Below are 13158 nucleotides of genomic sequence, written 5' to 3'. Positions count from 1 at the left end.
AATTACTTCGAATACAGCTCGACGATCAGCGCTTCGTTGATGTCCGCAGGCAGATCCGAACGATCCGGAACAGCCTTGAAGATGCCGGTGAACTTGCCGGAATCCACTTCAACCCACGACGGGCTCAGGTCATGCTGGGCGGCGACGGTCAGGGCTTCCTGGACGCGCAGCTGCTTGGCAGCCTTTTCAGACAGGGCGATGGCGTCGCCAGCCTTGACCTGGTACGAAGCCAGGTTGACCGACTTGCCATTCACGGTGACGCCGCGGTGCGACACCAGCTGACGGGCAGCCGGACGGGTCACGGCGAAGCCCATGCGGTAGACGACGTTGTCCAGGCGGGTTTCCAGCAGCTGCAGCAGGTTCTCGCCGGTGTTGCCCTTCTTGGTCGAGGCCTTCTTGTAGTAGTTGCGGAACTGACGCTCCAGCAGGCCGTAGATACGCTTGACCTTCTGCTTTTCACGCAGCTGGGTGGCGTAGTCGGACAGCTTGCCCTTGCGGGCAGTGGCGCCGTGCTGGCCGGGCTTCTGCTCCAGCTTGCACTTGGAGTCCAGCGCACGCGCCGGGCTCTTCAGGGACAGGTCGGCGCCTTCGCGACGGGCGAGCTTACAGGTAGGACCGATATAACGAGCCATTTCTTATCGCTCCCTTTAGACGCGACGCTTCTTCGGCGGACGGCACCCGTTGTGCGGGATAGGCGTCACGTCGATGATGTTGGTGATCTTGTAGCCGACGTTGTTCAACGAACGCACGGCCGACTCACGGCCCGGACCCGGGCCCTTGATGCGGACTTCCAGCGACTTCACGCCGTAGTCCAGCGCAGCACGACCGGCCTTTTCAGCAGCCACCTGGGCAGCGAACGGGGTCGACTTGCGCGAACCACGGAAGCCAGCGCCACCGGAGGTCGCCCACGACAGAGCGTTGCCCTGGCGGTCGGTGATGGTGACGATGGTGTTGTTGAACGAAGCGTGGACGTGGGCAACGCCGTCGGTGACGACGCGCTTGATCTTCTTCTTGGTCTTAGCAGCGGGCTTAGCCATTTCTCAGTCCCTTACTTCTTGATCGCCTTGCGCGGACCCTTGCGGGTGCGGGCGTTGGTACGGGTGCGCTGGCCACGCAGCGGGAGGCCACGACGGTGACGCAGGCCGCGGTAGCAGCCCAGGTCCATCAGGCGCTTGATCGCGATGCCGATCTCACGGCGCAGATCGCCTTCCACGATGTACTTGCCGACTTCGGCGCGCAGGCGCTCGATTTCCGGCTCCGACAGATCGCGGATCTTGGTGGTCGAAGCAACGCCTGCGACTTCGCAGACCTTCTTCGAACGGGTACGGCCGATGCCGTAAATGCTTTGCAACCCGACCCAGACGTGCTTCTGGGCTGGCAGGTTGACGCCTGCAATACGCGCCATGACGCGGTTCTCCAGCTGAGTGATGGCCGACAGCGCGCCTCGGGCACGCCAATCCGGCAGGATGGATCAAAAAAGTGAACTAGCGATACTAACAAGGTTCCGGTTTACATGGAAGCCCGTGAAACCATTGGTTTCATGAACCCGGCCTGGGGAGTGTGCCCAGGCTCCGGCGCCGGATGGGGTTGGACCTGGGGTTTCCCCCGGGGCCGCCCGCGCTACTCCAGCGCGGGACCACCTCATCACACCCCCACCCGGAACCGCTGCGGGGGCCGCCCTTCGTTTGTGTGGCCGGAGTCCGCGAAGCGGAGGGACCATCACGTCAGGAAGACGAAAGTATAACAGGCCAATCAGCCGCGGGCAAAACCGCCGCGGTTGCCACCCTTCAGGTTGGCCTTCTTCAGCAGGCTCTCGTACTGGTGGGACATCAGGTGCGCCTGCACCTGGGCGATGAAGTCCATCACCACCACCACCACGATCAGCAGCGAAGTACCGCCGAAGTAGAACGAGGCGTTCAGCTGCGTGCGCATCAGTTCCGGCAGCAGGCAGACGATCACCAGGTAGGCCGAGCCGGCTGCGGTCAGGCGGGTCAGCACGCCGTCGATGTAGTCGGCGGTTGCCTTGCCCGGACGGATGCCCGGAATCAGCGCGCCCGACTTCTTCAGGTTGTCGGCGGTTTCCTGCGAGTTGAACACCAGCGCGGTATAGAAGAACGCGAAACCGGTGATCAGCGCGGCGAAGACGATCATGTGCAGCGGCTCGCCCGGGCCCAGGGCATTGGCGACCTTCTGCAGGATCTGGCCCATGCTGCTCTGGTTGGCAGCCTGGCCGGACCACATGGCCAGGGTGGCCGGGAAGGCCAGCAGGCTCGAGGCGAAGATCGCCGGGATGACGCCGGCCATGTTGAGCTTCAGCGGCAGGAACGAGGTCTGGTTCATGTACGCGTTGCGACCGCCCTGGCGGCGCGCGTAGTTCACCGTGATCCGGCGCTGGCCGCGCTCGACGAACACCACGAAGAAGGTGAAGGCGAGCACGACAATGGCGATCAGCAGCAGCTGGATGAACTGGATGTTGCCGTCGCGGTAGGCGTCGAAGGTGTGGATGACCGCACCCGGCAGGCCGGCGACGATACCGGCAAAGATGATCAGCGACACGCCGTTGCCGATGCCGCGCTCGGTGACCTGCTCACCGACCCACATCAGGAACATGGTGCCGGCGGTCAGCGCGACCACGGCGGTGAGCACGAAGCCCATGCCCGGCGCATACACCACCGGAGCGCCCGACGGCGAGACCTGGCCCTGCAGGGCCAGTGCGATCGAGCCGCCCTGCACCACTGCCAGCAGCACGGCGCCGATGCGCGAATACTGGGTGATCTTGCGGCGGCCGGACTCACCTTCCTTCTGCATCGCCTTCAGGGCGGGGAAGATGTGCACGGCCAGCTGCATCACGATCGATGCCGAGATGTACGGCATCACGTTCAGCGCGAAGATGCTGAAACGGTGCAGGGCGCCGCCCGAGAACATGTTGAACATGTCCACGATGCCGCCGCCCTGCTGTTGCATCATGGCAAGCATGGCATCGGGATTGACGCCCGGCACCGGCACGTAGCAGCCGATGCGATAGACGATCAAAGCCCCGACGACGAACAGCAAACGTTGGCGAAGTTCAGTGAACTTGCCCATTCCGCCCGCGAGGTTACCGATGCCAGCTTGCGCCATGATTTTCTTACTCCGTTACGCTGCCGCCGGCAGCTTCGATCGCGGCCTTGGCACCAGCCGTGGCAGCAATACCCTTCAGGGTGAACGCCTTGGTCACTTCGCCCTTGACGACGACCTTGGCCTTCTTGGCAGTGCTCGGGACCAGCTTGGCAGCACGCAGGGCGGCGAAGTCGATCTCACCGGCCGGCAGCTTGTCCAGCGCGTACAGCAGCACTTCAGCGGTGTCCTTGGCGATCGGCGAACGGAAGCCGATCTTCGGCAGACGACGCTGCATGGGGGTCTGGCCGCCTTCGAAGCCAGCCTTGATCTTGCCGCCACCCTTGCGGGCGAACGAACCCTTGTGGCCGCGGCCGGCAGTCTTGCCCAGGCCCGAGCCGATACCGCGACCGACGCGGGTGCGCTCGGTGCGGGCGCCCGGTGCCGGGCTCAGTTCATTGAGACGCAGAGTCATGATCGATTACTCCTCAACCTTGACGAGGTAGTGAACGGTGTTGATCAGACCGCGAACCTGCGGGCTGTCCTTCAGTTCACGCACATCGTTGAGCTTGTTCAGGCCCAGGGCACGCACCGACAGGCGGTGACGCGACTGGGTACCACGCAGGCCACGCACCAGGCGCACCTTCACAGTCTTGTTGGACTCATTAGCCATGGTTGAGTTCCTCCACCTTCTTGCCGCGCTTGGCCGCGATGCGAGCCGGCGACTGCGCAGCAGACAGGCCCTTCACGGTGGCACGCACCAGGTTGATCGGGTTGCGCGAACCGGTGGCCTTGGCCAGCACGTTCTTCACGCCAACCGCTTCCAGCACGGCGCGCATGGCACCGCCGGCGATGACGCCGGTACCTTCGGAAGCCGGCTGCATGAACACGCGGGCTGCGCCGTGACCATCCTTGATGGTGTGCCACAGGGTGCCGTTGTTCAGGTCAACGCTGACCAGGTTCTTGCGGGCCTGTTCCATCGACTTCTGGATGGCGACCGGCACTTCGCGGGCCTTGCCATAGCCGAAACCGACCTTGCCTTCGCCGTCGCCGACAACGGTCAGGGCGGTGAAGGTGAACTGGCGGCCACCCTTGACGGTCTTGCTGACGCGGTTGACCGCGACCAGCTTTTCGATCATGCCGTCGTCGACTTTCTCTTCGCGGTTACGGTCGCGATCGCGACCCCGCTGCTGACGCTCTTCTGCCATTTTGATTCCTTGGTAGTTTGGGTATGTACGGCTCGGGGCCGCTTATGGTTGTGGAATGTCGCGTTGTTCCGGTGGGCCACTGCAGAAGAGTGGCGCCGTCCAGCCTCACTCAGGCTGGCGAGCAGGCGGGCAGGAGACCACAGGTCCCCTGCCCTTATCCCTTAGAACTGCAGGCCGGCTTCGCGGGCGGCTTCTGCCAGGGCCTTGATGCGGCCGTGGTAGCGGTAGCCCGAACGATCGAAGGCAACCTTCTCGACGCCGGCGGCCTTGGCGCGCTCAGCGACGATGCGGCCGACCTTGGCGGCGGCGTCGGCGTTCTTGCCGTTCTTCAGGCCTTCCATGACGTCGGTCTGGGTGGTGTTGGCGGCAGCCAGCACCTTGGAACCGTCGGCGGTGAAGACCTGGGCGTACAGGTGCTGGCCGGTGCGCAGCACCGACAGGCGGGCGACGCCGAGCTCACGGATGTGGGCGCGGGTCGACTTGGCGCGACGCAGGCGGGCGATGTTCTTGTTCATTTTGATTATTCCTTGAAAGCTGAAGGATGGGCTTTTCCCTGAGGAGTCCGCACAGGGATGTGCAGGCTCTTGCGAGGGACTCGCGCTTACGCCTTCTTGGCTTCCTTACGGATGATGACTTCGTCGGAGTACTTCACGCCCTTGCCCTTGTACGGCTCCGGCTTGCGGAACGCGCGGATCTTGGCGGCAACTTCACCGACGACCTGCTTGTCAGCGCCCTGGACCAGGATCTCGGTCTGGGTCGGGGTGGTGATGGTGATGCCTTCCGGCGCCACGAACACGACCGGGTGCGAGAAGCCCAGCGACAGGCTCAGGTCCTTGCCCTGCATGGCAGCGCGGTAACCCACGCCGACCAGCTCCAGCTTGCGCTCGAAGCCTTCGGACACGCCCTTGACCATGTTGGACAGGATCGCACGCACGGTGCCGGTCAGTGCGACCAGGTCGGCGTTCTCGGTGCTCAGGGTGGCAACGCCGTTGTCGACGTTGATGGCAATACCGGCCGGCTTGGCCAGCGACAGGGTGCCCTTCGGGCCCTTGGCGGTGACGCTGTCCGACTGGACGTTCAGTTCAACCTTACCCAGGTCGATCGGCTTCTTGGCTACGCGGGACATAGTTCTACTCCTTTCGCCTTAGGCCACGAAGCACAGGACTTCGCCGCCGACGCCCAGCTGGCGCGCCTGCGCATCAGTCATGATGCCCTTGGAGGTGGAAATGATGGAGATACCCAGGCCGTTCATGACCTTCGGCAGCTCGCTCTTGCCGCGGTACTGGCGCAGGCCCGAACGCGAGAAGCGCTTCAGGGTCGCGATGACCGGCTTGCCTTCGAAATACTTCAGCACGATTTCCAGCTCGGACTTGTTGTTTTCCAGCTGGGTCACGCGCAGGTCGGTGATGTAACCCTCGTCCTTCAGGACCTGGGCGATCGCAACCTTGATCTTGGACGACGGGGCTTTCACCGTCTGCTTGCCAACCGCAGCCGCATTCTTGATGCGGACCAGCAGGTCGGCGATGGGATCAGTCATGCTCATATGAGTACCTTTGAGTGCACCGATATCCGCTTTCGCGAAAATCTGTTGTCTCCTGGAAACGGGCCAGGTCCCTTGATGCAGCGGGCCGGAAGCCCACTCCTACAACCCCGTTTGCACAGGGCAAGACGCGGGAGTATACGCCAAAAGAGCCCGGCTTGCGCCGGGCTCTTCGGTTTTTTTGCGTCGGGAAGGCTGAATGCCTCCCCTGCCCGGCTCAGGAACCCCGGTGGGGCTCCCGATCGCAGGGCCGGCTGGGATTACCAGCTGGCCTTGCGCAGACCCGGGACGTCGCCACGCATGGTGGCTTCACGCAGCTTGTTACGGCCCAGGCCGAACTTGCTGTAGACGCCACGCGGACGACCCGACAGCTCGCAACGGTTGCGCTGGCGGCTCGGCGACGAATCGCGCGGCAGCTTGGCCAGCTTGGTTGCGGCGTCGATCTTCTCTTCGTAGGTCGCGTCCACGGAGGACACGATCTTCTTCAGAGCTGCACGCTTTTCAGCGTACTTCTTTGCCAGCTTTTCCCGCTTGATGTCGCGGTTGACCATGGAGGTCTTTGCCATTTCGGTTTCCTCGACAGATCAGTTACGGAACGGGAACTTGAACGCTGCCAGCAGCGCCTTCGCTTCCGCGTCGGTCTTCGCAGTGGTGGTGATGGCGATATCCATACCGCGGATCGCGTCGACGGCGTCGAAGTCGATTTCCGGGAAGATGATCTGCTCCTTCACACCCATGTTGAAGTTGCCGCGGCCGTCGAAGGAACGACCGGAAACACCACGGAAGTCGCGCACGCGCGGCAGCGAGATGTTGATCAGGCGATCCAGGAACTCGTACATCTTGTGGCGACGCAGCGTGGTCTTGCAGCCGATCGGCCAACCATCGCGGATCTTGAACGACGCAACCGACACACGCGACTTGGTGACAACCGGCTTCTGGCCGGAAATCTTGGTCATGTCGCCGACGGCGTTTTCCAGGATCTTCTTGTTGGTGGCCGCTTCGCCGACACCCATGTTCAGGGTGACCTTGACCAGCTTCGGCACTTCCATCGGATTGGTGTAGCCGAACTGCTTCATCAGCGCCGGCACCACTTCGTCCTTGTAGAACTTTTCGAGACGGGAACTCATCTTCTCATTCCTCAGGCGTCGAGCGCCTCACCGCTGGAGCGGAACACACGCAGTTTGCGTCCATCCTCCAGCACCTTGAAGCCAACGCGCTCGCCCTTGCCCGAAGCCGGGTTCAGAACATTCACGTTGGAGATATGGATCGAAGCTTCGCGCTCGACCACGCCGCCGGCAACACCTGCCTGCGGGTTCGGCTTGGTGTGGCGCTTGACGATGTTCACGTTGGCGACGACCACACGGTCGCCGTCGACGCGGACGACTTCGCCCTGCTTGCCCTTGTCCTTGCCAGCGTTGACGACAACCTGGTCGCCCTTCTTGATACGGTTAGCCATGATTATCTCCTGTCGCTCACAGCACTTCGGGAGCGAGCGAGACGATCTTCATGAACTTCTCCGAACGAAGTTCACGGGTCACCGGCCCGAAGATACGGGTACCGATCGGCTCCTGCTTGCTGTTCAGCAGAACGGCAGCGTTGCCGTCGAAGCGGATCAGCGAGCCGTCGGCGCGACGCACACCCTTGCGGGTACGCACCACGACGGCGTCATACACTTCACCCTTCTTGACCTTGCCGCGCGGAATCGCATCCTTCACGGTGACCTTGATGATGTCGCCGATGCCGGCGTAACGGCGCTTGGAACCACCCAGCACCTTGAAGCACATCACCTGCTTGGCACCCGAATTGTCCGCGACGTCAAGGTAGCTCTGCATCTGGATCATGATTCAGACTCCTTATTCAGCCGCACGCGTGATGACTTCCACCACGCGCCAGTTCTTGGTCTTGGACATCGGAGCAATCTCGGTCACGCGGACGACGTCGCCTTCCTTGCAGGCGTTGTCGGCATCGTGGGCGTGCAGCTTGGTCGAGCGCTTGATGTACTTGCCGTACAGCGCGTGCTTGACCTGACGCTCAACCAGGACGGTAACCGTCTTGTCCATCTTGTTGCTGACGACACGGCCTTCGACCGTGCGCAGCGTCTTCTTTTCAGTATTGTCGCTCATAGCGGCCATCCTTACTTCGTGCTGCCGAGCAGGGTCTTGACGCGAGCAATCTCGCGACGGACCCGGCGAATGTCGTGGGTCTTCGGCAGCTGGCCGGTGACCTGCTGCATACGGACAGAGAACTGTTCCTTACGCAGGTCGATCAGGTGGGCCTTGAGTTCGTCAGCCGACTTTTCACGGAGAGTTTTGATATCCATCAGCGCACCGTACGGGTCACGAAAGTGGTGGTGACCGAGAGCTTGGCGGCGGCCAGGCGGAACGCCTCGCGAGCCACTTCCTCGGAAACACCCTCGATTTCATAGATCATGCGGCCGGGCTGGATCTGGGCCACCCAGTATTCCACGTTACCCTTACCAGAACCCATTCGGACTTCGATGGGCTTCTTGGTGATGGGCTTGTCGGGGAACACGCGGATCCACATCTTGCCGCCGCGCTTGACGTAGCGGCTGATCGAGCGGCGGGCCGCTTCGATCTGACGCGCGGTCAGCTGACCGTGTGCGGTTGCCTTCAGGCCGTATTCGCCGAAGCTGACAGCGTTGGCGCTCCAGCTCAGGCCATCGTTACGGCCCTTGTGTACCTTGCGGTACTTGGTTCGCTTGGGTTGCAACATTGTCGTTACCTCGCTTCACGGGCCGGGCGCTGACGGTCACCACGGTCGCCGCGATCGTGACGATCGTTGCGCGACGGGGTGTCGTCCTGCTTTTCCTGGCCAACCTGGGAGAAATCGAAGACCTCGCCCTTGTAGATCCAGACCTTGATGCCGATGATGCCGTAGGTCGTCTTGGCTTCAGCGAAGCCATAGTCGATGTCGGCACGCAGGGTGTGCAGCGGCACGCGGCCTTCGCGGTACCACTCCGAACGGGCGATTTCTGCACCGTTGAGGCGGCCACCCACGTTGACCTTGATGCCCAGGGCACCCAGGCGCATCGCGTTGCCGACCGAGCGCTTCATTGCGCGGCGGAACATGATGCGACGCTCCAGCTGCTGGGCGATCGACTCGGCAACGAGCTGCGCGTCCAGTTCCGGCTTGCGCACTTCGGTGACGTTGATGTGCGCCGGGACGCCCATCATCTCGCTCACTTCCTTGCGCAGCTTCTCGATGTCCTCACCGCGCTTGCCGATCACCACGCCCGGACGGGCGGTGTGGATCGTCACGCGAGCGGTCTTGGCCGGACGCTCGATCAGGATCTTGCTGATGCCGGCCTGAGCCAGCTTCTTGCGCAGCATTTCGCGCACTTTCAGGTCGGCTGCCAGGTAACCAGCGAACTCGGCCTTGTTGGCGTACCACTTGGAGTTCCAGTCCTTGGAAATGCCGAGGCGGATACCAATCGGATGAACTTTATGACCCATGGTCTTTTCCTTATCCGCTTACTTGGCGGCGCCCACAACCACAGTGATGTGGCTGGTGCGCTTGAGGATGCGGGTACCGCGGCCTTTCGCCCGCGCCATGAAACGCTTCAGGGTCGGACCTTCATCAACCATGATGGTCTGAACCTTCAGCTCGTCGACGTCGGCGCCCTGGTTGTTCTCGGCATTTGCAATAGCCGACTCCACCACCTTCTTGATCAGGTGGGCAGCCTTCTTGTCCGAGAACTTCAGCAGGTTGACCGCACGCTCGGCCGGCAGACCGCGCACCTGGTCAGCGACCAGACGAGCCTTCTGCGGGGAGATGCGCGCAGTGCGCAGGATGGCTTTCGCTTCCATTGTCATCTCTCCTTACTTGCCCGACTTCTTGTCACCACCGTGACCCTTGAAGGTCCGGGTGATGGCAAATTCGCCGAGCTTGTGGCCGACCATGTTCTCGTTGACGAGAACCGGGATGTGGTTCTTGCCGTTATGCACGGCAATGGTGACGCCTACCATGTCAGGCAGGATCATCGAACGGCGCGACCAGGTCTTGATCGGCTTCTTGCTGCCCGCAGCGGCCTCCACCTTCTTGACGAGGTGGTGATCGACGAACGGGCCCTTCTTGAGTGAACGTGCCATGGTCGATTAGCCCCTACGATCGCGGACGATGAACTGCTGAGTGCGCTTGTTATGGCGCGTCTTGTAACCCTTGGTCGGGACACCCCACGGGGTGACCGGATGCGGATTACCCTGGCCGGCCTTCGCCTCACCACCACCGTGCGGGTGGTCAACCGGGTTCATGGCTGCACCACGAACGGTCGGGCGGACGCCGCGCCAACGCTTGGCACCGGCCTTGCCCAGCTTTTCCAGGCTGTGCTCGTCGTTGCCGACTTCGCCGATGGTGGCGCAGCACTCGACCGGAACCTTGCGCATTTCACCCGAGCGCAGGCGCAGGGTGGCGTAGATGCCTTCGCGAGCCACCAGCTGCACGGCCGCACCAGCGGCGCGAGCGATCTGAGCGCCCTTGCCCGGCTTCAGTTCGATGCAGTGGATGGTGGTGCCGACCGGGATGTTGCGCAGCGGCAGGGTGTTGCCGGCCTTGATCGGGGCATCCGAACCAGCGATCACCTGATCACCAGCCTTCAGGCCCTTCGGGGCGATGATGTAGCGACGCTCACCGTCGACGTAGCACAGCAGAGCGATGTGGGCGGTGCGGTTCGGATCGTATTCGATGCGTTCCACGCGCGCCGGGATGCCCAGCTTGTTGCGCTTGAAGTCGATGATGCGGTAGTGCTGCTTGGCACCACCACCGACGTGACGCACGGTGATGCGGCCATGGTGGTTACGACCACCCGAGCGGCTCTGCGACTCGACCAGCGCAGCGTGCGGAGCACCCTTGTGCAGGTCGGGAGTGACCACGCGCACGGCCGAACGGCGGCCGGGGGAAGTGGGCTTGAATTTCATCAATGGCATGGGATGTACCTCAGGCCTTGGCCGTTACATCGATCGACTGGCCATCGGCCAGGCGAACGTACGCCTTGCGCCAATCGCCGCGGCGGCCAGCACGGTTACGGAAGGACTTGTTCTTGCCCTTGACGTTGACCACGTTGACGGCTTCGACCTTGACGTCGAACAGCTGCTCAACCGCGGCCTTTACATCGGCCTTGGTGGCTTCGTTCGAAACTTCGAAGACATACTGGTTGGAGAGTTCCTGCAGGCGCGCGGTCTTTTCGGAGACACGCGGGGCACGCAGCACGCTGAAGATTTTTTCGTTGCTGTTCATGCCAGCCACTCCTCGACCTTCTTGACCGCGTCAGCGGTGATGACGACCGTGTCGGCACCCACCAGCGAGACCGGATCCAGACCCTGGACGTCACGCACCTGCACGTACGGCAGATTGCGGGCGGACAGGTACAGGTGCTCGGACGCTTCTTCGGTGACGATCAGCGGGCGCTTGCCCACTTCCAGGCCGGCCAGCTTGGCGATCAGACCCTTCGTGTTGGTCACTTCGACGTCGAAGGACTCCACGATGGTCAGACGGCCCTGACGGTTCAGCTCGGACAGGATCGCGCACATGGCGGCACGGTACTGCTTGCGATTGACCTTCTGCTCGAAGCTGCGCGGCTTGGCCGCGAAGGTGACACCGCCGCCGACGAAGATCGGAGCCGTCAGTGCGCCATGACGCGCGCCGCCGCCCTTCTGCTTCTTCGACTTCTTGGTGGTACCAGCCACTTCAGAGCGAGTCTTCTGTGCCTTGGTGCCGGCGCGACCGGCGTTGCGATAGGCAACGACGACCTGGTGGACCAGATCTTCGCTGAAATCGCGACCGAACACGGCTTCGGAGACCGAGACCTTGTTGTTGCTACCCGTGATAACGAGTTCCATCGTCATCTCTCCTTATGCCTTGCTCGCCGGACGGACGATCACATCGCCACCCGCCGCGCCCGGAACGGCGCCGCGAACCGCGATCAGACCGCGCTCGACGTCGACCTTGACCACTTCCAGGTTCTGGGTGCTCTGCTGCACCGCGCCCATGTGGCCCGACATCTTCTTGCCCGGGAAAACACGACCCGGGGTCTGGCGCTGACCCAGCGAACCCGGCGCGCGATGCGACAGCGAGTTACCGTGGGTTGCATCGCCCATACGGAAGTTGTGGCGCTTGATGGTGCCCTGGAAGCCCTTACCCTTGGTGACACCCTGGACGTCGACGATCTGGCCGACTTCGAAGATGTCCGCCTTGACTTCGCCGCCAACGGCGAAATCGCCGAGCTGCGCGTCTTCAACGCGGAATTCCCACAGGCCACGACCCGCTTCCACCTTCGCCTTGGCGAAGTGGCCGGCTTCCGGCTTGTTGACCAGGGCAGCGCGACGCGCGCCGACGGTCACCTGCACGGCGCTGTAGCCGTCGGTTTCGACGGTCTTGATCTGCGCGATGCGGTTCGGGGTTGCTTCGATCAGGGTCACCGGGATGGAGCGGCCATCTTCAGTGAACACGCGGCTCATGCCAGCCTTGCGGCCCACGAAGCCCAACGAATACTTCTTCGTCATGGTCGTAGTCCTCAGGTCAGCTTGATCTGAACGTCGACGCCGGCAGCCAGTTCGAGCTTCATCAGCGCGTCCACGGTCTTGTCATTCGGGTCAACGATATCGAGCACGCGCTTGTGCGTGCGGGTCTCGTACTGGTCACGCGCGTCCTTGTCGACGTGCGGGGAAACGAGAACGGTGTAACGCTCGATCTTGGTCGGCAGCGGGATCGGGCCACGCACTTGCGCGCCGGTCCGCTTTGCCGTTTCAACGATCTCGCTGGCCGAACGGTCGATCAGACGATGATCGAACGCTTTCAGCCGGATCCGGATCTTTTGGTCCGCCATGGCGGTAGGTTCCTTCGTTAAAAGAGCGACAGACAAAGCCTCTGGGTTGCTTTGTCCCATGAAATTCCTGAATACGGACGGCCCACAGTCCTGCAGGCCGCCAAGGTCACTCCATAGACCTCAAAAACGTAGGCAGACCAGTTACCCGGCCTGCCCAGACGTAGAAGCATAATGGCACGCAAGGCAGCTGTCAACAGTCGCCTGTTGACGCCGCCTGAATGGCATTGACCCTTCCTGGCCCGGGGAACACAAGGCACATCCTGTGCCTGCTTTCCCATTTGATACGCCCCGATGCCCTACCCAGGCAACATCGGGGCGCAGATACTACCAGATTACTCGATGATCTTCGAGACCACGCCGGCGCCGACGGTACGGCCGCCTTCGCGGATGGCGAAGCGCAGGCCTTCGTCCATTGCCACCGGGTTGATCAGGGTGACGACCATCTTGACGTTGTCACCCGGCATCACCATTTC

26 protein-coding genes are annotated in these 13158 nt (G+C 62.5%); all 26 read right to left on the bottom strand.

Translation table 11 applies throughout. The features are described from left to right. Window positions 1–2: 2 nt before the first annotated feature. Complete coding sequence (gene rpsD / locus AC5P57_RS00130; RefSeq protein ID WP_004145446.1) at window positions 3–632, bottom strand: 30S ribosomal protein S4; 630 nt, start codon at window positions 630–632, stop codon at window positions 3–5. A 15-nt stretch (window positions 633–647) separates the two neighbouring features. Then, complete coding sequence (gene rpsK / locus AC5P57_RS00125) at window positions 648–1037, bottom strand: 30S ribosomal protein S11 (RefSeq protein ID WP_004145443.1); 390 nt, start codon at window positions 1035–1037, stop codon at window positions 648–650. A gap of 11 nt (window positions 1038–1048) precedes the next feature. After that, window positions 1049–1405, bottom strand: coding sequence for a 30S ribosomal protein S13 (gene rpsM / locus AC5P57_RS00120; RefSeq protein ID WP_004154500.1), 357 nt, complete (start codon window positions 1403–1405; stop codon window positions 1049–1051). Between the two features lie 347 nt (window positions 1406–1752). Beyond that, window positions 1753–3120 carry a preprotein translocase subunit SecY gene (secY, locus tag AC5P57_RS00115; protein ID WP_049447091.1) on the bottom strand — a complete coding sequence of 456 codons (1368 nt, stop codon included), beginning with the start codon at window positions 3118–3120 and terminating at the stop codon, window positions 1753–1755. Between the two features lie 7 nt (window positions 3121–3127). Further along, window positions 3128–3571, bottom strand: coding sequence for a 50S ribosomal protein L15 (rplO, locus tag AC5P57_RS00110; protein WP_004154498.1), 444 nt, complete (start codon window positions 3569–3571; stop codon window positions 3128–3130). A 6-nt stretch (window positions 3572–3577) separates the two neighbouring features. Further along, a complete protein-coding gene (gene rpmD / locus AC5P57_RS00105; protein WP_004154497.1) occupies window positions 3578–3769 on the bottom strand; it encodes a 50S ribosomal protein L30 in 192 nt (63 codons plus the stop codon). Next, the gene (gene rpsE / locus AC5P57_RS00100; RefSeq protein ID WP_004145411.1) at window positions 3762–4304 is read right to left on the bottom strand and encodes a 30S ribosomal protein S5; all 543 of its coding nucleotides are present in this window, start codon (window positions 4302–4304) and stop codon (window positions 3762–3764) included. The genes rpmD and rpsE overlap by 8 nt, the downstream gene beginning before the upstream one ends. Window positions 4305–4465: 161 nt before the next feature. Next, window positions 4466–4825 (bottom strand): 50S ribosomal protein L18, encoded by a 360-nt coding sequence (gene rplR, locus AC5P57_RS00095; protein WP_024957318.1) that lies wholly within the window; start codon window positions 4823–4825, stop codon window positions 4466–4468. Window positions 4826–4905: 80 nt separating this feature from the next. Then, entirely contained in the window at window positions 4906–5430 is a 525-nt protein-coding gene (gene rplF, locus AC5P57_RS00090) for a 50S ribosomal protein L6 (RefSeq protein WP_099551229.1), read from the bottom strand. Window positions 5431–5448: 18 nt separating this feature from the next. Next, complete coding sequence (gene rpsH / locus AC5P57_RS00085; RefSeq protein WP_005408210.1) at window positions 5449–5847, bottom strand: 30S ribosomal protein S8; 399 nt, start codon at window positions 5845–5847, stop codon at window positions 5449–5451. 257 nt (window positions 5848–6104) lie between these two features. Continuing rightward, window positions 6105–6410 carry a 30S ribosomal protein S14 gene (gene rpsN / locus AC5P57_RS00080; protein WP_005408209.1) on the bottom strand — a complete coding sequence of 102 codons (306 nt, stop codon included), beginning with the start codon at window positions 6408–6410 and terminating at the stop codon, window positions 6105–6107. 18 nt (window positions 6411–6428) lie between these two features. Beyond that, window positions 6429–6971: a 50S ribosomal protein L5 gene (gene rplE, locus AC5P57_RS00075; protein WP_004154491.1), complete on the bottom strand. Its 543-nt coding sequence runs from the start codon at window positions 6969–6971 to the stop codon at window positions 6429–6431. An 11-nt stretch (window positions 6972–6982) separates the two neighbouring features. After that, complete coding sequence (gene rplX / locus AC5P57_RS00070; RefSeq protein ID WP_004154490.1) at window positions 6983–7300, bottom strand: 50S ribosomal protein L24; 318 nt, start codon at window positions 7298–7300, stop codon at window positions 6983–6985. A gap of 16 nt (window positions 7301–7316) precedes the next feature. Beyond that, window positions 7317–7685: a 50S ribosomal protein L14 gene (gene rplN, locus AC5P57_RS00065; protein ID WP_004145357.1), complete on the bottom strand. Its 369-nt coding sequence runs from the start codon at window positions 7683–7685 to the stop codon at window positions 7317–7319. A 12-nt stretch (window positions 7686–7697) separates the two neighbouring features. Further along, entirely contained in the window at window positions 7698–7967 is a 270-nt protein-coding gene (rpsQ, locus tag AC5P57_RS00060; RefSeq protein ID WP_004154489.1) for a 30S ribosomal protein S17, read from the bottom strand. An 11-nt stretch (window positions 7968–7978) separates the two neighbouring features. Further along, complete coding sequence (gene rpmC / locus AC5P57_RS00055) at window positions 7979–8164, bottom strand: 50S ribosomal protein L29 (protein WP_004154487.1); 186 nt, start codon at window positions 8162–8164, stop codon at window positions 7979–7981. Continuing rightward, window positions 8164–8577, bottom strand: a complete 414-nt coding sequence (gene rplP, locus AC5P57_RS00050; protein WP_004154486.1) for a 50S ribosomal protein L16 — start codon at window positions 8575–8577, stop codon at window positions 8164–8166. Before rplP ends, rpmC begins: the two co-directional genes overlap by 1 nt. Before the next feature lie 5 nt (window positions 8578–8582). Further along, window positions 8583–9317, bottom strand: a complete 735-nt coding sequence (gene rpsC, locus AC5P57_RS00045) for a 30S ribosomal protein S3 (RefSeq protein WP_004145350.1) — start codon at window positions 9315–9317, stop codon at window positions 8583–8585. Between the two features lie 18 nt (window positions 9318–9335). Further along, on the bottom strand, window positions 9336–9671 hold the full coding sequence (gene rplV / locus AC5P57_RS00040) for a 50S ribosomal protein L22 (protein WP_004145348.1): 336 nt from the start codon (window positions 9669–9671) through the stop codon (window positions 9336–9338). Between the two features lie 12 nt (window positions 9672–9683). Continuing rightward, on the bottom strand, window positions 9684–9953 hold the full coding sequence (gene rpsS, locus AC5P57_RS00035) for a 30S ribosomal protein S19 (protein WP_004154485.1): 270 nt from the start codon (window positions 9951–9953) through the stop codon (window positions 9684–9686). Between the two features lie 6 nt (window positions 9954–9959). Further along, on the bottom strand, window positions 9960–10787 hold the full coding sequence (gene rplB, locus AC5P57_RS00030; RefSeq protein WP_004145339.1) for a 50S ribosomal protein L2: 828 nt from the start codon (window positions 10785–10787) through the stop codon (window positions 9960–9962). A gap of 10 nt (window positions 10788–10797) precedes the next feature. Beyond that, complete coding sequence (gene rplW, locus AC5P57_RS00025; protein WP_004145338.1) at window positions 10798–11097, bottom strand: 50S ribosomal protein L23; 300 nt, start codon at window positions 11095–11097, stop codon at window positions 10798–10800. Beyond that, window positions 11094–11699 (bottom strand): 50S ribosomal protein L4, encoded by a 606-nt coding sequence (gene rplD, locus AC5P57_RS00020; RefSeq protein WP_049432779.1) that lies wholly within the window; start codon window positions 11697–11699, stop codon window positions 11094–11096. Before rplD ends, rplW begins: the two co-directional genes overlap by 4 nt. Before the next feature lie 12 nt (window positions 11700–11711). After that, a complete protein-coding gene (rplC, locus tag AC5P57_RS00015; protein WP_004145336.1) occupies window positions 11712–12362 on the bottom strand; it encodes a 50S ribosomal protein L3 in 651 nt (216 codons plus the stop codon). A gap of 11 nt (window positions 12363–12373) precedes the next feature. After that, window positions 12374–12685 carry a 30S ribosomal protein S10 gene (rpsJ, locus tag AC5P57_RS00010; RefSeq protein WP_005408208.1) on the bottom strand — a complete coding sequence of 104 codons (312 nt, stop codon included), beginning with the start codon at window positions 12683–12685 and terminating at the stop codon, window positions 12374–12376. A 332-nt stretch (window positions 12686–13017) separates the two neighbouring features. Then, a partial coding sequence (locus tag AC5P57_RS00005; protein ID WP_487247787.1) for an EF-Tu C-terminal domain-related protein occupies window positions 13018–13158 on the bottom strand: 141 nt, incomplete at its 5' end.

Source organism: Stenotrophomonas sp. YJH_SMC_79 (genome assembly GCF_059367995.1).
The sequence above is the reverse complement of the archived record's forward strand: the minus strand, read 5'-3'. Positions and strand labels throughout refer to the sequence as shown.